Source organism: Hoeflea prorocentri (genome assembly GCF_027944115.1).
Lineage (GTDB): Bacteria > Pseudomonadota > Alphaproteobacteria > Rhizobiales > Rhizobiaceae > Hoeflea_A > Hoeflea_A prorocentri.
In genome coordinates this window covers 1,786,500-1,807,447 of sequence record NZ_JAPJZI010000001.1, presented here as the reverse complement: position 1 = coordinate 1,807,447, position 20,948 = coordinate 1,786,500, and the positions used below count along the sequence as shown (strand labels likewise).

17 protein-coding genes are annotated in these 20,948 nt (G+C 56.2%); 10 read left to right on the top strand and 7 right to left on the bottom strand.

Annotated features, from left to right (window positions below):
• Positions 1–41: 41 nt before the first annotated feature.
• Together OQ273_RS08400 and recG are read right to left on the bottom strand one after the other, a co-directional pair.
• Positions 42–458: a DUF1801 domain-containing protein gene (locus OQ273_RS08400; RefSeq protein ID WP_267989999.1), complete on the bottom strand. Its 417-nt coding sequence runs from the start codon at positions 456–458 to the stop codon at positions 42–44.
• 12 nt (positions 459–470) lie between these two features.
• A complete protein-coding gene (gene recG, locus OQ273_RS08395; RefSeq protein ID WP_267989998.1) occupies positions 471–2,576 on the bottom strand; it encodes an ATP-dependent DNA helicase RecG in 2,106 nt (701 codons plus the stop codon).
• Between the two features lie 203 nt (positions 2,577–2,779).
• On the opposite strand from recG, the gene OQ273_RS08390 reads away from it, so the two are divergent.
• On the top strand, positions 2,780–3,070 hold the full coding sequence (locus OQ273_RS08390) for an FAD assembly factor SdhE (RefSeq protein ID WP_267989997.1): 291 nt from the start codon (positions 2,780–2,782) through the stop codon (positions 3,068–3,070).
• Complete coding sequence (mfd, locus tag OQ273_RS08385; protein ID WP_425493364.1) at positions 3,064–6,567, top strand: transcription-repair coupling factor; 3,504 nt, start codon at positions 3,064–3,066, stop codon at positions 6,565–6,567. The genes OQ273_RS08390 and mfd overlap by 7 nt, the downstream gene beginning before the upstream one ends.
• On the opposite strand, the gene OQ273_RS08380 is transcribed toward mfd, so the two are convergent.
• Positions 6,564–7,253, bottom strand: coding sequence for a DsbA family oxidoreductase (locus OQ273_RS08380; protein WP_267989996.1), 690 nt, complete (start codon positions 7,251–7,253; stop codon positions 6,564–6,566). The genes mfd and OQ273_RS08380 overlap by 4 nt on opposite strands.
• A 28-nt stretch (positions 7,254–7,281) precedes the next feature.
• Entirely contained in the window at positions 7,282–9,111 is a 1,830-nt protein-coding gene (locus OQ273_RS08375) for an extracellular solute-binding protein (protein ID WP_267989995.1), read from the bottom strand.
• Between the two features lie 331 nt (positions 9,112–9,442).
• Between OQ273_RS08375 and OQ273_RS08370 the strand changes: the two genes are divergently transcribed.
• Positions 9,443–10,063 carry an invasion associated locus B family protein gene (locus OQ273_RS08370; RefSeq protein WP_425493363.1) on the top strand — a complete coding sequence of 207 codons (621 nt, stop codon included), beginning with the start codon at positions 9,443–9,445 and terminating at the stop codon, positions 10,061–10,063.
• Positions 10,064–10,179: 116 nt separating this feature from the next.
• Here the strand turns inward: OQ273_RS08370 and hspQ are convergent, their stop codons facing one another.
• Positions 10,180–10,512, bottom strand: coding sequence for a heat shock protein HspQ (hspQ, locus tag OQ273_RS08365; RefSeq protein WP_267989994.1), 333 nt, complete (start codon positions 10,510–10,512; stop codon positions 10,180–10,182).
• Between the two features lie 191 nt (positions 10,513–10,703).
• On the opposite strand from hspQ, the gene OQ273_RS08360 reads away from it, so the two are divergent.
• Positions 10,704–11,678 (top strand): AEC family transporter, encoded by a 975-nt coding sequence (locus tag OQ273_RS08360; protein ID WP_267989993.1) that lies wholly within the window; start codon positions 10,704–10,706, stop codon positions 11,676–11,678.
• Here the strand turns inward: OQ273_RS08360 and OQ273_RS08355 are convergent.
• Positions 11,629–12,849 (bottom strand): UbiH/UbiF family hydroxylase, encoded by a 1,221-nt coding sequence (locus tag OQ273_RS08355; RefSeq protein ID WP_267989992.1) that lies wholly within the window; start codon positions 12,847–12,849, stop codon positions 11,629–11,631. The genes OQ273_RS08360 and OQ273_RS08355 overlap by 50 nt on opposite strands.
• A 310-nt stretch (positions 12,850–13,159) precedes the next feature.
• Here OQ273_RS08355 and OQ273_RS08350 point away from each other — a divergent pair, with 310 nt between their 5' ends.
• From OQ273_RS08350 to OQ273_RS08330, 5 genes are all read left to right on the top strand, one after another.
• Positions 13,160–14,749: an ABC transporter ATP-binding protein gene (locus OQ273_RS08350; protein WP_267989991.1), complete on the top strand. Its 1,590-nt coding sequence runs from the start codon at positions 13,160–13,162 to the stop codon at positions 14,747–14,749.
• Positions 14,739–15,833: an ABC transporter permease gene (locus OQ273_RS08345; RefSeq protein ID WP_267989990.1), complete on the top strand. Its 1,095-nt coding sequence runs from the start codon at positions 14,739–14,741 to the stop codon at positions 15,831–15,833. Before OQ273_RS08350 ends, OQ273_RS08345 begins: the two co-directional genes overlap by 11 nt.
• A gap of 1 nt (position 15,834) precedes the next feature.
• Positions 15,835–16,755 carry an ABC transporter permease gene (locus tag OQ273_RS08340; RefSeq protein ID WP_267989989.1) on the top strand — a complete coding sequence of 307 codons (921 nt, stop codon included), beginning with the start codon at positions 15,835–15,837 and terminating at the stop codon, positions 16,753–16,755.
• A 34-nt stretch (positions 16,756–16,789) separates the two neighbouring features.
• Positions 16,790–17,854, top strand: coding sequence for a BMP family ABC transporter substrate-binding protein (locus OQ273_RS08335; protein ID WP_267989988.1), 1,065 nt, complete (start codon positions 16,790–16,792; stop codon positions 17,852–17,854).
• A gap of 255 nt (positions 17,855–18,109) precedes the next feature.
• Positions 18,110–19,648 (top strand): S41 family peptidase, encoded by a 1,539-nt coding sequence (locus OQ273_RS08330; protein ID WP_267989987.1) that lies wholly within the window; start codon positions 18,110–18,112, stop codon positions 19,646–19,648.
• 85 nt (positions 19,649–19,733) lie between these two features.
• On the opposite strand, the gene OQ273_RS08325 is transcribed toward OQ273_RS08330, so the two are convergent.
• The gene (locus tag OQ273_RS08325) at positions 19,734–20,129 is read right to left on the bottom strand and encodes an acyl-CoA thioesterase (RefSeq protein ID WP_267989986.1); all 396 of its coding nucleotides are present in this window, start codon (positions 20,127–20,129) and stop codon (positions 19,734–19,736) included.
• A 215-nt stretch (positions 20,130–20,344) separates the two neighbouring features.
• On the opposite strand from OQ273_RS08325, the gene OQ273_RS08320 reads away from it, so the two are divergent.
• Complete coding sequence (locus OQ273_RS08320; RefSeq protein WP_267989985.1) at positions 20,345–20,707, top strand: hypothetical protein; 363 nt, start codon at positions 20,345–20,347, stop codon at positions 20,705–20,707.
• Positions 20,708–20,948 lie beyond the last annotated feature (241 nt).

The window sequence follows — 20,948 nt, the reverse complement described above, 5'->3', positions numbered from 1 at the left end:
GCCGCAAGCACTCTCGTCGCCATCGGCAAACGCGGCAGATGTCAAGATTTGCGCTTTCGCGAATGGTAGGTCAGGGCCAAAGCCAGACAGTGCTTCAGCGCCTCGGTCGGCTGTGGGCCATCAGCACGGTATGAAAGGCGGCGATTGCCCTCAAACTCGAAATCCTGACCATAAAGCTCCCGGCAGGTGGCGATCAGATCCGTCTGGCAGTGGAAGAACACCGAGCAATGGTCGGGCTTGTCGTCGTGCCAACCGATCCTGATGGTCGACCCGCTCTTGGGCCGGCTTGTCAGATAGCTCGGTTCGCCCCATTTCAATGTCTCTTCGATCTGGCCGACGCCTTGCGTCTCGCCGGCGGTCTCAAACACCAGTTCCCGCAAGGAAAGCAGGCTGTCACGTACATGATCCGGATAGGCCGTGAAGATCGCCTCAACATCGTCCGACTGGAAAACTGACATCAAAGATATCTCCTAACCTGCTCGCAACAGTCTGATGGCCTCGTCCCGGCGCCAGATATACAGCAACAGGCGCAGCGCGTGACCTCTTTTTGAGGAAAGGTCAGCATCGGTTTCCAGAATGTAGCGCGCATCATTGCGGGCGATTTCGAGAAGATCCCGGTGTGCTTCGAGATCGACAAGCTGAAAACCCGGCACACCGGATTGCCGGGTTCCGAGCAATTCGCCTTCACCACGCAGCTTCAGATCCTCCTCCGCGATACGAAACCCATCCTCGCTCTCGCGCATGATGGTCAATCGTGAACGAGCGGTCTCGCTGAGTGGAGATTTGTAGAGAAGAATACAGCTTGATGCTTCCGAGCCCCGTCCGACACGGCCCCTTAGCTGATGCAACTGCGCAAGGCCGAAGCGTTCGGCATGTTCAATCACCATGATCGATGCGTCCGGAACATCGACCCCGACTTCTATCACCGTTGTCGCCACCAGCAGCCGTGTCCTGCCTGATTTGAAATCTGCCATGGCCCGGTCCTTTTCATCGCTGTTCATGCGACCGTGCACGACGCCGACGAGATCGCCGAACTCCCGGGCAAGCGAACCGTGGCGCTGCTCGGCAGACATCAGGTCTGAAACCTCCGAGTCCTCGACGAGCGGGCAGATCCAGTAGGCTTTTCGTCCGGACGATACAGCTTCCCGCAGACGCGCAACGACATCCTGAATACGATCGCCGTCGATGGTAACGGTTTTGATCGGAAGGCGGCCCGCAGGCTTTTCGCTCAATTTCGAGACGTCCATATCTCCAAACGCAGACAGAACGAGTGTCCGCGGTATCGGTGTCGCGGTCATCACCAGCATATGCGGGGCGGTGCCCTTTGCGGTCAAGCGAAGCCGCTGATGCACACCGAAACGGTGCTGCTCGTCCACAACGGCCAAAAGCAGATTGTCATAAGCAACACTCTCCTGAAAAAGCGCATGGGTCCCGACGATCAGCCGGGCTTGACCATTTTCCATGCGTTCAAGAACCTCTTTGCGCTGCTTGCCCTTGATTTTCCCGGTAAGCAGTTCGACCTCCAGTCCTGCTTTGCGGGCGAGCGGCTCGATTGTTGCGTAATGCTGTTGCGCCAGTATCTCGGTCGGCGCCATCAAGACGGATTGACCGCCAACTTCGGCGCAGGCCGCCATGGCAAGCAGAGCAACCACCGTCTTGCCGGAGCCAACATCGCCCTGAAGCAGTCGCAACATGCGGTCCGGGCTTTGCATATCCGACAGTATGTCCGAGATGGACACTCTCTGGCTGGCGGTGAGTTCAAACGGCAGTGCGGACAGAATACTCTCACGAATTGTACCGTCGCCATTTACCGGTTGCCCTTGCAATTTACGAACACGCTGACGGACAAGAGCAAGAGAGAGCTGGCCGGCAAGCAGTTCATCATATGCAAGCCGCCGGTGCGCCGGGGCATTTGCATCCATGTCGTGTTCATCGCGCGGAGTATGCAACGCGCGCACCGCGCCGCCAAAGTCGGCGAATCCGTTTTTGCCGATGAAAGCCGCATCTTGCCACTCGGGCAGGTCAGGAAGCGAGGCAAGGGCTCCCTCTACGGCGCGCAACAGATGTTTCGGCGAAAGGCCGGCCGTTAAGGGATACACCGGCTCGACAAACGGAAAGCTTTCGGCATCCTTCTCTCGCGCCATGCGGTCGGGATGCACCATGGACGCCTTGCCGTTGAACCAGTCCACCTTGCCGCTGACAAGCACCATCTCTCCTACCGGAAGGGCATGTTCGAGCCAGTTCTGACGAGCGTGAAAGAAGGTGAGGGCAATGTCGCCCGTGTCGTCATGTGCAAACACACGGTACGGTACATTCCGCTTGCCCCGTGGCGCCGGCTGATGCCGGTCGACAAACAGTTTCAAGGTTACAATGGCATGTTCCGACGCGTATGCGATACCTGGCTGGTTGCGACGGTCGATAAGGCGAGTTGGCGGCAGAAGAACAAGATCAACGGCACGGGTATCATCGGCGCTTTCGCGCCCGATCGCGCGAGCAATAAGTGCCGCGATCTTCGGGCCGACGCCGGAAAAAGAGGTCACCGGGACAAATAACGGGTCCAGCAGGGTGGGACGCATGGCTTGGTGTATTCAACCCCTCAAACGCGATAACGGAAAATGGCATCAATCTTCAGATTGTCACCTGACTTTCATTCCACAATAGCTTCGATCCATCTTACTAGCATTACCGTCATCCGGCACTGCCGACTGTGACGGTAAAGCTGACTTTTCAATCGGCCTTCGCTATAGAGACGCATCTTTATCTGGAATCAAATCCGATTATGACCGGCACCACCCGTACGAGCGCTGAACTGGATCCCAGACGCAGGCGCATACTGTTTCGTTCCTGGCATCGCGGCATCCGTGAAATGGATCTGATTCTGGGGCAGTTTGCAGACAGCAATGTCGACACGATGACAACCGACGAACTCGATTTTTACGAAACTCTTCTCGAGATTGACGACCGAAACCTGCTTCAATGGGTGACCGGGGAAGTGCCAACGCCAGCGCAATACGACACGGATCTTTTTCGACGTATCCGAGATTACAAGCAGGACGATCCGACATGCTGACTGACATGTCGGTGAAAGGAATCTTCGACGTTTCGGTTCCCACAATTGTCGCCAATGTTCCATCGGGATCGGAAGCGCTGATCCTTGCGGAGGCTGCACGGCGGGGAAAACCGGTTGCCTACGTGCTCTCCGATGGCCAGCGCATGGCCGACCTAGCGCAAAACCTGGGTTTCGTAGCCCCGGACATACCCGTCCTTCAGCTTCCCGGCTGGGATTGTCTGCCCTATGACCGTGTATCGCCGAGCGCCGACGCGGCAGCGCAGCGCCTCTCAACGCTCAGCGCCCTGTGCGCACATCGTCAAAACCCCCATGCCGCGATCGTTCTGGTCTCCATCAACGCCCTGATGCAAAGGGTTCCCGAGCAAAATCTGTTGGACCGTGTGGCATTCCAGGCCCGCGCCGGCAATCAGCTTCGGATGGACGATCTCGCAGCCCGCCTCGCCAGCGATGGTTTCGAACGCGTGCCAACCGTCCGGGAGGTCGGCGAATACGCGATACGGGGTGGTATTCTTGATGTATTCCTGCCTGGAAACGAAGAGCCGCTCCGGCTCGATTTTTTTGGCGACACACTTGAGAGCATCCGGGGATTCGATCCGGCGACGCAACGCACCACAGGGCAGGTGCGCGAATTCCTGTTGAACCCGATGAGCGAAGTGACGCTCGACAAACAGACGATCAGCCGCTTTCGCCAGAATTATCTTTCTCTATTTGGCGCTGCTACCCGTGACGATGCGCTTTATCAGGCAATCAGTGAAGGCCGTCGCTTCGCCGGAATGGAACACTGGCTTCCGCTTTTTTATGAGAAACTGGAGACGGTGTTTGATTATCTGCCGGATTTCACGATCTATACCGACCGGAACGTGCCGGAAGCGGCGGCGGAGCGCCACAAGCAGATTGTCGATCACTACGAGGCGCGCAGCACCTTTGCAGAAGCGGCGTCTTCCGCCGGAGCGACGCCCTACAACGCCGTGCCAGTCGAACAGCTTTATCTCGATCCTGACGCGATTTCCAAAATCTTTGGCGACAAAAACGCGATAACCCTCTCGCCTTTCATGGAGCAGGAAGGCGGCGCGCAACGCGTCGTCAATATCGATGCCCACGCCGGTCCCCGCTGGGCTGCCAGCGTGGAGAAACGGGATGATGCGGGCCAGCGCGTCAACCTGTTTGACGATGTTGTCAAACATATCGGCCAAAAGCGCGGTGAGGGGGCCAAGGTCCTGATCACGGCCTGGACGGAAGGGTCGCTCGACCGTTTGCTGCAGGTTCTGGCCGAACACGGGCTTGAGCGTGTGCGGCCTGTCAAAACCCTCTCTGACCTTGACAAACTGGCACCCGGAGAAGCCGCCGCCGCCATTCTCAATCTGGAAAGCGGCTTCGAAATCAATGAGCTGGCTGTCATCGGTGAGCAGGATATCCTCGGAGACCGCCTTGTTCGGCGCGGGCGACGACGAAAGAAAGGCGCGGACTATATCTCCGAAGTGTCCGGACTCGAGGTGGGCGATATCGTGGTCCACGCCGAACACGGTATCGGTAAATTTATGGGACTTCGCACCATCGAGGCGGCAGGCGCGCCCCATGCCTGCCTGGAACTGCGATATGCGGAACAGGCCAAGCTGTTTCTTCCGGTGGAAAACATCGAACTCCTGTCGCGCTATGGCTCTGACGCCTCGGATGCCGTTCTGGACAAACTCGGCGGGGTCGCATGGCAATCGCGCAAGGCAAAGCTGAAAAAGCGGCTGCTCGAAATGGCGGACGCCCTGATCAGGATCGCGGCCGAACGGCAGATGCGCCATGCACCCAAGCTCAACATGCCGGAAGGACTTTACGACGAGTTTGCCGCCCGTTTTCCCTATGACGAAACGGAAGACCAGGCGGTCGCCATTGACGCCGTTCTGGATGACCTGTCGGGCGGCGTGCCCATGGACCGCCTCGTTTGCGGCGATGTCGGTTTCGGAAAGACGGAGGTGGCCCTGCGGGCAGCCTTTATTGCCGCGATGAATGGCGTGCAGGTGGCTATCGTTGTGCCGACAACGCTGCTCGCCCGTCAGCACTTCAAGACGTTCAGCGATCGCCTGCGCGGTTTTCCTATCAATGTCAGGCAAGCATCGAGGCTCGTCGGTACAAAAGAACTGACGCAGACCAAGCAGGCGCTTTCCGAAGGCAAGGCCGATATCGTCATCGGCACGCACGCGCTGCTTGGCAAATCGATCCGGTTTGCCAATCTCGGCCTTCTGATTATCGATGAAGAGCAGCATTTCGGCGTCAAGCACAAGGAAAGGCTCAAAGAGCTGAAGTCCGATGTCCACGTGCTGACGCTTTCCGCAACGCCCATCCCGCGTACGCTGCAGCTCGCCATGACCGGCGTGCGGGAGCTGTCTCTGATCACCACGCCTCCCGTTGACCGGATGGCCGTGCGCACCTTTATTTCGCCCTTTGATCCACTTGTCATTCGCGAAACCCTGCTACGCGAACATTATCGCGGCGGGCAGAGTTTCTATGTCTGCCCCCGCATTGCCGACCTTGGCGAGGTTCATGCTTTCCTCGAATCGGATGTGCCCGAGTTGAAGGTCGCTGTCGCCCATGGGCAGATGCCCGCCGGTGAGCTCGACGACATCATGAACGCGTTTTATGACGGCCAATATGATGTGCTGTTGTCGACGACCATCGTTGAGTCCGGCCTTGATGTGCCAACGGCAAACACGCTGATTGTCCATCGCGCCGACATGTTCGGACTGGCCCAGCTTTATCAGCTTCGCGGTCGTGTCGGACGCTCCAAGGTGCGGGCCTTTTCATTGTTCACCCTGCCTGTGAACCGCATACTGACGGCAACCGCGGAACGCCGGCTGAAGGTCCTGCAGTCCCTCGACACGCTCGGCGCCGGCTTCCAGCTGGCCAGCCATGACCTCGATATTCGCGGTGCCGGCAATCTGCTGGGAGAAGAACAGTCCGGCCATATCAAGGAAGTCGGTTTTGAACTCTACCAGCACATGCTGGAGGAAGCTGTCGCAGAACTGAAGGGCGAGGAAGAGCGCATCGACACCGGCTGGTCTCCGCAGATCACCGTCGGTACGTCCGTCATGATTCCGGACGCCTATGTGCCGGACCTTCATTTGCGGCTTGGTCTTTACAGAAGGCTCGGCGATCTCAACACACCCGATGAGATTGACGGCTTCGGCGCCGAACTGATTGACCGCTTCGGTCCGTTGCCGGACGAAGTACAGCATCTGCTCAAAATCGTCTTCATGAAGTCGCTTTGCCGGCGTGCAAATGTCGAAAAGCTCGATGCAGGCCCCAAGGGGGTCGTCGTTCATTTTCGCAACACCGAGTTCCCCAACCCGGCCGGCCTGGTGGCGCACCTAGGCAAACAAGGATCACTGGCCAAAATTCGTCCGGACCAGAGCGTGGTCTTTGCACGAGACCTGCCAACAGCTCAAAACCGCCTGAACGGCGCCGCTGTCATCATGACGCAACTGGCAGAGATTGCCGAGGCGGACTAGGTTTCTTCAGCAACCTGCTCTTCAGACGCCAGTTCCGTTTCCTTCTGGCGTGCGACCTCTGCGATCGCATTTGAAAGCACATCGGCCGTCTGGGCGCCCATGACGGCATATTTATTATCAATGATAAAACAGGGAACGCCGGTTACGCCCATCTTGCGAGCAACTTCGATCTCCTGTTCCACCTCAAGACAGTCGGCAGTCCCGGAAAGCAGGCCTTCGGTAATTGCCCGGTCCATCCCGGCTTTTTCCGCAGCCTCCAGAAGGATCGTATTGTCGCCGATATTCTTGCCCTCAAGGAAATAGGCACGAAACAGGATGTCGACGAGCCGGTCCTGCACTCCCGGCGCCTCTGAAGCCGCCCAGCGGATGATACGATGCGCATCTAACGTATTCGGGGAAACCGCGATGGCCTCGAAATCAAAGGGTATATTTTCCTCGCGGCCGGCATCCAGGATGGCATCGTAGATCTGTTTCGCCCGTTCGGAACCGCCGAATTTTTCGGAAAGATACTCTTTGCGGTCCTTGCCTTCCTTTGGAAGCGTTGCGTCAAGCTGATAGGGCCTCCAGCGCACATCGACCTCAATATTCTGAGGCAGCTCCTTGAGTGCCGCTTCGAGCCTTTTCTTGCCTACATAGCACCACGGACACATGACGTCCGATACAATATCGATGTTAACGGCGGTCATCTGCTTGTCCTTTTCATTCCATTGCCTGCTATTGGCTCGCGGTTTTGTCCCACCAGGTCGGCAGAACATATCCGTAGATGGGCGTGACGGCAGGATGTTCAAGTTTCGACCGGTACGCGACCCGCTGTCCGGGCAGATAATAAAGCGGCACCACATAGTAGCCTGAGACAAGCACGCGGTCGAACGCGCGCACGGCAGCCACAAATGCCTCCTGCGAACGGGCCTCCAGCATGGCGTCGATCATGGCGTCGATGGCCGGTTCGGCTGCACCCGCATAATTGAAAGTTCCTTCAATATCGCGCGACTGGCTTCCCCAGCGCCACACCTGCTCCGTGCCGGGGGACAGCGACGCGGGGTAGGCCTTGATGATCATGTCGTAATCGTAGTTCTGGCTTCGGCGCTGATACTGTGCGTCATCGACTGTGTGTATACTCAGATCGATACCAAGTGCCGCCAGATTGCGTTGATAGGCCAGGGCGATTTTTTCCTGGCCCTCATTCTGGGTCATCACCTCAAAAAGAAGTGGCTGGTCCGCCTGATCCAAAAGCTTGCCCTGTTCGATCCGGTAACCGGCCTCGTTCAGAAGCCTGAGCGCCTCCCTTTGAACTTTCCGGTCCCGGCCGCTGCCGTTGGTCCGGGTTGCATGATAGGTACCGTCCATAACGGCCTTGTCCACGGCATCGGGAAAGGGGGCAAGCAAGCCGCGCTCCAGATCGCTGGCCGGTCGTCCGATGGAGGACAGGTCGGAATGTTGAAAATAGCTTTCCGTGCGCTTGTAGGCGTTGTTGAACAGGCTGCGATTGACCCATTCGAAATCAAAAAGCATGGCCAGGGCTTTGCGGAGCGTTTTGTCCTCGAACTTCTCACGGCGGGTATTAAAGACAAAGCCGAACATGCCTGCAGGCAGCTTGTTCTCGAAGACAGCCTTGACGATTTCACCTCGCTCTATTGCGGGAAAATCATAGGCGCGTTCCCAACTGATCGGACTGCCCTCCGGATTGATATCATAGACGCCCTTCTTGAAAGCCTCGAACTGAGCACTGTCGGACAGAAAATACTCCACCGAAATCTCATCATAGTTGTCGAGTCCGCGTTTAACGGGCAGATCCCGTGCCCAATAATCCTCACGCCGTTCAAATGTGATTTTTTCTCCGGGCTGTATGGCTTTTATTCGGTAGGGACCTGACGTAACCGGCGGCTCGAACGTCGAGCGATCGAACGTTTCGGCATCGGTTGCGTGTGCCGGAAGGATAGGACTGATCCCAAGGATGAGCGGAAACTCTCTGCCGGCGTCTTCCTTCAGCCAGAAGCGGACCGACAGAGGACCGGTCTTTTCCATTTTTTCTACGCGGTTCAGGCGCCTTGAAAAGGGCGGGCGACCCTTTTCCTCCAAAAGTTCAAACGTGAAGACCACATCGTCAGCCGTCACGGGCTCTCCGTCAGACCATGTGGCGAGCGGATTAATGTTGAACTGGATGAATGTCCTGTCATCGTCAAACTCGACGCTTTCGGCGAGCAAGCCGTAAAGTGTGAAAGCCTCGTCCCTGGACCGCACCATCAGGCTTTCATAGGTCAGATGTCCGAATTCCGGGTCCCACATGCCGCGCGCGGTCGTGCGCATGCTCTTCAGGATGAAAGGGTTGAGATTGTCGAATGTACCAACCACACCGTAGGAAATGCTGCCACCCTTGGGTGCATCAGGATTTGCATAGGGTAAATGCTCAAAGTCAGCCGGCAGTGCCGGTTCACCGTGAGACGCGATGGCGTGCATTGGGCCTTCAGCGGTGGCCAGAGCTGAGGATATACAGCCAATCGACGCTGCAAACAGGATGAGAAAAGCAGTGCTTTTTAAGAACATTTGCTGATTCCTTGAGGCGGCAATCCGCTCATCTGATTCGACAATCCTAGAAATAGCAGCCCAATTGCGGCTTTTCCTATTATTTCCGGGCAAATAAACCATTGAACAAGCAAACGGGGTGACACAGGGCCGCTTTGCGCTTACAGAACGGGGAAAGTTTGGTTCTCAAGCCTTGCAATGGCCGTATTTCAGGTACACGGAGTGCGCGATTGGCAAGGCGGAATTCGGTCGGGATGGCTGCGAATCGACGTCAAGGCTTGCTTCGCTTCCACGAAACGGAAAGTACAACACCCGGCGAACAGCATATCAAAGCCCAGGAGAAATGAGACGAATGACCTTCATGACCGCAATAGTCACAAGGACCGTGCTGGCAAGCGCAGTGGCAGGCGCCGCGATCTTTTCGATGGCTGGGGCCGCGAGTGCGCAGGCACCGCAGCAGGGATGGTACAAAGTCTGCACGAAACAGGAAGACAATGATGTCTGCGTGGTTCAAAACATCACCGCAGCGCCAACCGGCCAGCTTCTGACCGCTGTCGGCCTTATTCTGGTGGAAGGAAAGGCAAGCAATAAGATCCTGCAGGTTTCAGTGCCTTCGGCCCGCACCATCCAGCCTGGCGTCAACATGCAGATCGACGGCGGCAAGGCTCAACGTGTTCCATATTCCGTTTGCATGCCGGACAAATGCGTAGCGCAGGTTCCGCTGACCGACGCCATAGTCGACTCTTTTAAGCGTGGCGGCGAGGTGGTCTTCACATCCGTCAACTTCCAGCGCGCACCGAACCCGATCAAGGTTTCGCTCAAAGGATTCACCGACGCCTTTGACGGCGAACCGGTCGCGCAGTCCGAGTTGCAGGAACGCCAGCGCCTGCTGCAGGAAGAAATGCAGCGCAAGGCACAGTCCGCAAGGCAAAAGCTGGAAGAAGCCCAGCAAAAGGCCAAGGAAGCCAACTGATTCATTTAAAAGGGCGCGGCACACACCGCGCCTTTTTCATCGATTGGCCGGCAGGAAGTCAGTTGTCCCGACGGAGTACTGAAACATTGCTGCTCAGGCGGCCTTCCTGATAGGGCTCAGTGCCCGACCGGGCCGCGCAGCTTATAGAGCCCGTCATCGGGCCCATCAAAAATCTCTGCGATCTGGGGATGCTGAACCGGCTGGCCACTGTCGTCAGGCAGGAGATTCTGTTCGGATACGTAGGCGATGTAGTCAGTGTCTTCGTTTTCCGCAAAGAGATGATAGAAGGGCTGCTCTTTATGCGGGCGAACGTCTTCCGGGATGGACTGGTACCACTCCTCGGTGTTGTTGAAGACAGGATCGACGTCGAAGATAACGCCGCGAAATGGATAAACACGGTGTTTAACCATCTGTCCGATTTGAAATTTCGCTGTGCGCGCTTTGAACATATTTTATTGTCTCCTGCGGACACTATTAGGGGCAAGGCCCCTGTAATTTCAATGACTTTCCGTCGAATTCAGTAACAAATTGTTAGCGCTGGCTTGGTCCGGTCAGGGCTCAATTCTGATCAGACGACTTTAGCTTCTTGATTACCAAGCGTTTTTGAATACAAGCTGTGTAGCAACCGCAAGAACGGCCTATGTCGGATATCGCAGCGCTCATCCTGCCCCTTTTCGGGCTCATTTTCCTTGGATTCCTGACCGCCAGGCTGGTTCATCAGCCGGCCGAAGCTCTCGGCTGGCTCAATATATTCGTCATCTACCTGGCGCTGCCGGCTCTTTTTTTCAAGCTCTTGTCGCGTACGCCGATTGAAGAGCTGGCGCGCATGGATTTTATTTTTGCGAGCCTTTTGTCGACCTATTCCGTGTTTGCTCTGATTTTTGCGCTTGCCATTGTTGTCGCGCGCGCAACGATCGCTACGGCAACAATCCAGGGATTGGCGGCGGCATACGGAAACATAGGCTATATGGGCCCCAGCCTTGCAATCCTTGCATTCGGTGAAAAGGCCGCTATCCCGGTTGCGCTGATCTTCTGCTTTGAAAACATCATGCACTTTGCCATTGCGCCCTGCATGATGGCCATTTCAGGCAGTGAAAAGCGGCCGTGGCCGTCCCTGATACTGCTGATCGCACGGCGCATTCTGCTCCATCCGTTCATTCTGGCGACCGCTGCCGGCATTCTGGTCGCATGGCTGGATATCCCGGTTCCTGCAGCACCGGAGCGCCTGATCGACTATCTCGCTCAGGCCGCCGCACCCTGTGCACTCTTTGCAATGGGAGTGACGCTGGCTTTGCGCCCGCTCAAACGTGTTCCCGTTGAGCTGACCTATATCGTGCCGGCAAAACTCCTCATTCACCCACTGCTTGTTTATCTGGCGATGGGTCTCGTCGGAGATTTCGACAGGGTTTGGGTTTTCACTGCCGTGCTTCTGGCCTCACTGCCCACAGCCACGAACGTTTTCGTGCTGGCGCAGCAATACGGGGAGTGGGTTGAGCGAGCTTCGGCGACCATACTGGTCACAACGTCCTTGTCGGTACTCAGTGTGACGGCGCTGCTTTACGCCATTACGACCGGGATGCTTCCCGCCGATATTTTTCCGGCCGCCAATCCTTAAGCAATCCAAATCCGCTTCCAGGTTCCATTCCCTCACGCATGGCAAAATTGCGCAGCGGCGGGATGGCTGAAAGGGCTGCAAGACCGGTTGAACGCAAGAGCTGGACCGGAAGAAACGAGTGCAGCAGGCTACGGTTGAGCATATCGACGCTGGCTGTACGCGAAACAACATCGTTTCGGCGCGATTTGTCATAGCGTTGCACTACGTCATGGGCATTATCCGGTCCACCGGCTTGCTCAAGGGCGGAGACCAGGTCCAAAACGTCGCGCAAGCCAAGGTTCAGGCCCTGTGCACCGATGGGAGGGAAGACATGCCCGGCTTCCCCGACGAGCGGCATCCGGCCGCGACCAAAGCTGCGGGCAATCATTCCACTAAAGGGAAAGCACTGAACTTCGCTTTCAACTGTCACACGACCGAGCATTGACTGCATCTGCATTTCAATCTTTTCAGCCAGCACTTCCGGACTGAGCGCACGCATCGCATCGGCTTCGGAGGGTTCTCGCGCCCACACCAGGCTTGAGTTCAACCCGGGCAGGGGAACCTGCGTAAACGGACCCTGTTCCGTATGAAACTCGTTCGATGTATTGGCGTGTGGAAACTGATGAGAAAAGTTCAGAACCAGTGCGGTTTGCGGATAGCGCCAGTCATGCACGCCGATCCCTGCGGCAGATCTGATTGTGGAGTTGCGTCCATCCGCTCCAACGGCCAGCCTGCATAGAATGGTTTCTCCACTATCCAGCAAGAGCTCAACACCCTGGTCGGTTTCCACGGCGGCGTCCAAGGAAGCCTCAACAATCCTTACTCCCGGATGCGACATGGCACGGTCGAGCAGGGCCTTCAGCAACGGACTGTTGGGGATATTGTAGCCGAACGCATCGATATCCAGTTCGCTGGCATGAAACGTAACGGTCGGCGCCCTGATCAGGCGTCGAGTACTGTCGATAATCCGCATGCTGCGAAGAGGCGCCGCCGTATCGCTGACTTTTGGCCAGACATCAAGTTCTGCAAGCATATCGATGGACGGCATCATCAAGGCCGTAGTGCGGCCGTCTGCGCGCCTTACAGCTGGGGCAATCAGAGACGTTCTATAGCCGCGCGATGCGGCCGCCAACGCCGCCGTCATGCCGGCCAGACCGCCACCGACAACAGCAATTTCACAGGAGTCACTCATCTGAACCGATCCAGTCGGGGCATTGTTGATCCGCCATTACTACAACTCTTGAGCCAATGAATGAAGGCTGTGCAGCGGACGATGTGACGCAGCACAAATCCTGTGCTTCATGCACAAAAATTCCGCACTGCAGCAATTGCATGTGGATGAAATCGACCACGCTGAAAGCGCGGGGATGACAGGTTGAAACGGGGCTGCAATTATATGTCAAAATTTTGAAGCTCTTTCTCGGCGTTCGATCTTTTTGCTCCGCGGCCTCTGCGCCTAGGATCAATTCGGGTTGGATCCGCGCAATGCGGGGGAGGAAATGTTGGCTGACAACGAAGTTGGGCGCGATGAGTGCCTGCTGGAAGTACGTGGCTTGACCAAGATATTTGGTGAGCTTCGTGCCAATGACGGGATCGACCTGGAAATCAGATCGAGCGAAATACATGCCCTGCTGGGCGAAAACGGCGCCGGAAAATCAACACTCGTCAAAATGCTTTTTGGTTCGCTTGAGCCGACATCCGGGCAGATTCTGTGGAAGGGTAATAGGGTTCGGATCTCGAGTCCGGGTCAGGCGCGCCGTCTTGGCATCGGCATGGTGTTTCAGCATTTCTCCCTTTTTGAAGCGCTGACAGTCGCCGAGAACATCGCACTCTCCATGGACGGCAATGTTTCCATTGAGAACATTTCGGAGCAGGCGGCGACGCTTTCGCGGGAATATGGCTTGCCGCTTGATCCGCACGCTCATGTCGCGGACCTGTCAGTGGGAGAACGGCAACGCATCGAGATTGTCCGCACACTTTTGCAGAACCCCGAACTCATTATCCTCGATGAGCCTACGTCGGTTTTGACGCCTCAGGAGGCAGACAGGCTGTTCGAGACGCTTGAGAAAATCAAATCCGAGGGCCGGTCGGTTCTTTATATTAGTCACCGCCTGGAAGAGGTGCAGCGGATCTGCGACCGGGCAACGGTGCTGCGCCATGGCGAGCTGACCGGTGACTGCGACCCCCGCACAGAGACCCCGGCCTCGCTGGCGCGCATGATGGTCGGCTCAGAGGTGAAAACCGTCTCCAACACCGGCGGAAAAGTGTCCGATGACATTCTCATCGAGGCCAAAAACCTTTCCGCACCGGCACGCACGCCCTTCGCCGTGGCGCTCAAGGATATCAACCTGGTTGTCCGAGGCGGTGAGGTCATCGGGATCGCCGGCGTCGCGGGTAACGGGCAAAGCGAGCTGTTTGACGTTTTGTCCGGTGAGGAACTGGCGCAGAACCGCGCCGATATACGCATTTGCGGCACGGACGCCGGCCGCCTTGGCATCTCGGCAAGACGGCTCCTTGGCGCGGGCTTCGTTCCCGAAGAACGCCACGGTCACGCTGCAGTCTCGTCGATGACGCTGTCCGAAAACATGGTGCTCGCCCGGCACAAGTCAGATTCGGATGCCTTCCTGACTGGCGGTCCCTTGAAAATCATACGGTATAACGCCGTGCTCGACGCGTCCGAGCGCATCATCAAGGAGATGGACGTACGCATGTCGGGCGAAGACCCGGATGCATCGTCACTGTCCGGCGGCAATCTGCAAAAATACATCGTCGGCAGGGAACTCGACCGCAAACCGGCTGCCATCGTGGTCAACCAGCCCACCTGGGGTGTCGATGCCGGTGCGGCCAGCCGCATCAGACAGGCGCTGATCGATCTGGCGGAAGCCGGATCCGCCGTGGTTGTCATCAGCCAGGATCTCGACGAGATATTCGAGGTGGCGACCAGCATCGCCGTGATCAATGAGGGGCGGTTGTCTGCTGCCGAACCCGCCTCGCAGATGACGCTTGAACGCATCGGCCTCCTGATGGGTGGCATCCATGGAGAAGACACACCGGTCGCGGAAACGGGATTGGAGCCAGCCCATGCGCATTGAGCTTGAACGCCGACCATCCCACTCCGCGCTCTTTTCGGTCCTGTCGCCTTTCATCGCCCTGGCCCTGACGGTTATCGCCGGGGCGATCATCTTCTCGGCAATGGGCAAGAACCCGGTACACGCGCTCTATAGCTTCTTCATTGAACCGCTTACCGAAGTCTGGTCCCTGCACGAGCTTGCCATCAAGGCAGCACCGCTTATCCTTATCGCGGTCGGGCTTTCGGTCTGTTTCCGCTCCAATAACTGGAATATCGGCGCCGAAGGGCAGTTCATTATCGGTGGCGTTTTCGGTTCGGTCCTGCCCATCATGTTCCACGAATGGAACTCGGTTCTAGTCCTTCCGATCATGATGATCATGGGTATGATCGGCGGCGCGCTCTATGCATCGATTCCCGCATTTCTGAAGACCCGGTTCAATACCAACGAAATCCTCTCCAGCCTCATGCTGGTCTATGTGGCGCAGCTGTTCCTTGACTGGATTGTTCGCGGTCCATGGCGCAACCCGGAAGGGTTCAACTTTCCCGAAAGCCGCGAGTTTCACGTAAACGCCATTCTGCCGGAAATCCTGCCGACATCGGGCCGCGCGGATTGGGGCATTATGTTCGCTGTTGTCGCAACCATTCTGACCTGGTTCATGATGCGCTACATGCTCAAGGGTTTCGAGGTGTCCGTCCTCGGTCAGTCCGCCCGGGCAGGGCGCTTTGCCGGGTTTTCCACCACCAAAATGGTATTTTTCGCTTTCATATTTTCAGGGGCTTTGGCGGGGCTCGCCGGCATCTCGGAGGTGTCGGGCTCAATTGAGCAGTTGCAGCCGGTCATTTCGCCCGGTTACGGCTTTACGGCCATCATCGTTGCATTCCTTGGCAGGCTGAACCCGCTCGGCATTTTCGCAGCCGGCCTGATCCTCGCTCTGACCTATCTCGGAGGCGAAGCCGCTCAGATTTCAATCGGTCTGCCCGACAAGATCGCCCGTGTCTTCCAGGGCCTGCTTCTCTTCTTCGTCCTGGCCTGTGACACACTGATCCACTATCGGATCAAGATCCATACGGCGGAGCGAGCCAATGTGGCCGGGGAGGGCGCTTGACATGACCCTGATTGAAGCTGTTCTCCTCACAGTCACGACGGCCGCTACACCGTTGCTTCTTGCGGCCCTTGGCGAACTTGTCGTCGAGCGGTCCGGTGTCCTGAATCTCGGCGTTGAAGGCATGATCGTCATGGGTGCAGCCATTGCATTCGTAGCGGCAAAAATGACCGGAAATCCGTATTTTGGTGCACTACTCGGCGCATTGGCCGGCTGCGCGTTTTCTCTGTTGTTCGGGTTCCTGACCTTGACGCTCGTCACGAACCAGGTTGCAACAGGTCTGGCCCTGACAATCCTCGGGCTTGGTCTGTCCGGAATGATCGGCGAAAGCTATGTCGGAGAACCCGGTGTTCAACTCGAGCCGATCAGCTTTCCGTTCCTGAGCGAACTTCCCCTGGTCGGCCCGCTGCTGTTCGCGCAGGACATCATTTTCTACCTGTCTATTGCCGCAGTGATCGGAGTGAGCTGGTTCCTTTTCAGATCACGCCTCGGCCTCCAGCTCCGCGCCATAGGCGACAGCCATGGTTCGGCGCATGCGCTCGGCATCTCAGTCATCAAGACGCGGTATTGTGCGGTTATGTTTGGCGGGTTGTGTGCCGGGCTTGCGGGAGCGCAGTTGTCCCTGGTTTACACGCCGCAATGGGTTGAGAACATGTCTGCCGGGCGTGGATGGATTGCGCTTGCCCTGGTCGTGTTCGCAAGCTGGCGTCCGCTGCGCGTCCTTGCCGGCGCGTATCTCTTCGGTGCGGTAACCATCGGCCAACTGCATGCGCAGGCCCTGGGCATCGCTATTCCATCGCAGTTCCTGTCGGCGCTGCCTTACCTGGCGACGATCGTTGTGCTGGTTATAATCTCTCGCAATCGGCGACTGACGCTGATGAACACACCGGCCTCACTTGGCCAGCCATTTGTTCCCGACCGTTAATTCACTAGCAATCGCAACAAAAGAGGTGAACACAATGAAAAAAACACTATTGGCTCTCGCAGCCGTCGCAGCATTCAGTTTTGCGGCCTCGGCTGCTCAGGCAGCGACCAAAGTCTGCTTTGTCTATGTCGGCCCGAAAAATGACGGCGGCTGGAGTGAGGCGCACGATATCGGCCGCCAGGAGATTGAGAACCATTTCGGCGATAAGGTCGAGACGGTCTTTCTGGAGAATGTCTCCGAGGGTCCGGACGCGGAACGCGCCATTGAACGCCTTGCCAGATCCGGCTGCAACCTGATCTTCACCACATCCTTCGGCTTCATGGAGCCGACATTGAAAGTCGCAAAGAAGTTCCCGGATGTGAAGTTCGAACACGCGACCGGCTACAAGACCGCACCGAATGTAACGAACTACAATTCCCGTTTCTATCAGGGCCGTTACATTCAGGGCCAGATTGCCGGCAAGATGTCGGAAGTAGGTGTTGCCGGATACATTGCATCTTTCCCGATCCCTGAAGTTGTCATGGGTATCAACTCCTTCCTGCTGGGCGCTCAGTCGGTCAATCCGGATTTCCAGCTCAAGGTTGTCTGGGTCAACACATGGGCCGATGCGGGTAAGGAAGCCGATGCCGCCAAGGCTCTGATTGACCAGGGCGTCGATATCCTGACCCAGCATACCGACACGACTGCGCCCATGCAGATCGCCGCAGAACGCGGGATCAAGGCTTTCGGCCAGGCTCTCGATATGATCGAGGCGGGTCCTGAAACGCAGCTTACGGCCATTATCGACAGCTGGGGTCCGTACTATATCAAGCGGACACAGGCCGTCATGGACGGAACCTGGGAAAGCCAGTCGACTTGGGACGGTCTCGTAGACGGCATCCTGACCATGGCGCCTTACACGAACATGCCTGACGACGTTATGAAGATGGCGATGGAAACTGAAGCCAAGATCACCAACGGCGAGTTTGAACCATTCACCGGTCCGATCACCAAGCAGGATGGTTCGGAGTGGCTGAAAGAAGGCGAGGTTGCTGATGACGGATCGCTTCTAAGCATGAACTTCTATATCAAGGGTGTTGACGATCAGCTTCCGCAATAAGTGGTCACGTCAGGACGAGCAAGGGCGCCCCAGTGGCGCCCTTCATAGTCCCGGCACAACGTGCGCAATTCATTTGGACACAGACAACGTTCAACCACCAGCGTTGACTACAGAACCTAACCCGATGCGGTTTTGTTCAAAGTTAAGCGGACAAATCCACCCTCATTGTAGTCGTGTTGCCTCTCCTCTCCGGCAGGAGCTCCGTGTTATAGTCCAATGTCGTCACAAGAGACGTCATCGGAGAGCACGACACAAATGAAACCTTTCCCATGGGGCACCGGCACCTTTTATCGATACATCTTTGCAATCTTGATTTGTTTGGTGCTTGGCATGCCTGTCGCAGCCGAACCCAAGAAATACATGTCAGCGCAAAAGTTCAAAGACGATTTATTCGAAACATACAATACCCTTAAGCGTTTTCACCCGCACCTCTATGCACACACATCTCCTGAGGAATTGGACAAGCTCCACGCGGAGTTAATGAGTTCCGTATCCGGGATAGTTTCGATTAATGAAGCATATCTCTCCATTTATGAGCTTGTTGGCGCCGTGTGTGACGAGCACACGCTTCTGCTTCCCGATAAACCACATCTGCTTCCGAGCTATGAAGGCTGGCCGTGGTTTCGATATCACCTGATCGTTGCGCACGAAAAACTCTTTTCCGAAAACCCTGACACGAATGCTAAAGACGAAATCGTTTCAATCAATGGTATCAATGCATCAGACATCGTAAAAGCGCTGACCAAAAAGGTTGGCCATGACGGCTGTCTGAATGACGAATATTTTTTTGTTTCAGACAACCTGAATGTCTCTGGTCAGTTAGTCAGCGCAATTATCGGTGCGCGCGGGCCATTTGATATCCTAACCAAATCCCCCGGCGCCAACGACATCTCCAAGAGCAAGTTGGAAGCCAACAGCCATTGGAAATCCAGAGTTGATAAGGGCAAGTTTAGGAGCGCTGAGCTGCGCAGTCTGGGCAAGCTCCTACAAGAGGAAGGTTTTGTTCGTCCGATAGATGACCCTTCTGTACGCCCCAGGGAACTCGATTATCGGTATTCTGTAAAAAGAAACCTTGCGTATTTGAACATAAACTCCTTTGGAGACACCGAAGTCGCCACGCGGGGGGTCGAACTCGTTATGCGCGACATCATAAACAAAAAACCGGACGCACTCTTTATCGACCTGGTGGACAACAGCGGCGGCGCAATTTCTACGACGCAATTGATCGCCGCGTTTCTTCTCCCGACATCTCATCGCCTTTTCAGCAGGAAGATTATGCGGGATGTCTCGCGGCAACTACCAGTGAACTTTGAATTTCTCGATGAGACGGCTGAGAACTGGCGGCAGCACAATCTCAAATACTTCAGAAGGATAAGGCCGAAAAACGGCGTGCGCATTGAACGCACACCCAAACGATCCCTCGGCAAACCGGACTATAAAGGACCGATATATATTCTGGTCAATCCCAAAACACGTTCTGCCTCGATTAGGCTAACCACTGTGCTGAAGTTATTGCGAGATGCAAAAATTGTAGGTGCTGTTTCCGCAGCGCATGCAACCGTATTCTGCGCCCGGGCAAGCGGCGGCTTTACCTTAAAGAATAGCGGATTTATTCTTCAGGTTCCTGACGTTTGCTTTGAAAATCCGGAGGCAAAATTTGCCAAGGAGGGTCGTCTGTCACCCGACATAGAAATCGATCCGTTGGGTGTTGAACTTGCCAACTTCCGAGCATCTGCTTTTCGTGCAGCCCTCGATCATTATGACAATGAGACAGGGCATAAGGAAAGAAATTGAGTGCTATTTGCTTCCTCGACTTCGTTTCTCCCAAGCTCGACCAGTTACAATTCTTGGCAATAGCTGTCCAAAACCCCACTTCATCCTAGTTTTCTCCGTTGTCTTTGGAAACGGGGACCGGATGCCCATCAGCATTCACTGCCACGAAGGTGAACAAGGCATCTGTGACCTTCTCGTGCTCACCGTAGCGATCGCGCAGGACCCAGGCCTCGACATGGATCTGCATTGATGTCCGTCCAATCTTTTCAATAAAGGTATAAACGCAGACCACATCGCCGACCTTCACAGGCCGGATGAACTTCATCGCATCAATGGCAATTGTCACGACACGTCCATGGGCGCGTTGTCCCGCTGCAATGCCGGCGGCAAAATCCATCTGCGACACGACCCAGCCGCCGAATATATCACCGGCCGCGTTGGTATCTGCCGGCATGGCCATCGTTCGGATGGTAAGTTCCCCGCGGGGTCGCTCCTGGCTCATTTTCAAGTTCCCCATGTAAACAACTAAAAAGCCAGCATGCCGCTATCGGCACTGCAAAGCCAATGAAATCCCGCGAACCCTGTGGGCAGTTCGACCGACAAAGACGACCGAGCAGCCAACGAGGTTCCCCGACCTCACTTTCTCATCACAAAAGCGTGTTCGAACGGAAACTTTTTCGAGATAGACTCCCATTGTATTATCGGCAGATGCGTTCGATGGCTCTTATTTTGCTGGCTTTGTGTTTCGTGTCGATTTCGGCACTCGCCGGCTATGACAAAGCCAAGGCCAGCCCCGAACCATCTGCGGTCGAGGCGCAGATTGTTCTTGACGGCAACCAAGCCGGTTTTGAGGCGCAGACGGCTGGTTTTCCGCAAGGCGGCAACAAGGATGACGCGTGCCCGTGCAAGAAGAGCGCCGATTCGCTCACCTTCACGTGCGGCGTAACGCTAGCCCTTTCCGGTGACGATCCCGGTACGTATCTTTTCGACACGCAGCAGGTCTGGTTCGTCTTCGGCCAGGCCGACCCCAATATGGACATGACGTATCGTCTGAAGCGACCGCCTCGAACCCATCTCTAAAGCTGACTTTCGAACACGCACGGCGTGATCATCAATGCTTTGAGGGACCGGTTTCATGCTGGACAGATTTCTAATGACGTTTGGGGCAATCGCCTCCAACCAGATTGCATATGCAATCAACATCACCCGAAGACACAGCCACAGGCTCTTGAAGCCAAATATGGCGCCTCGCTTCTTGTTTCCGGACAACGCCGTGTTGCTGCCTTTAGTGGTACGGCAGCCGCGTCGCCGAGTTCACTAG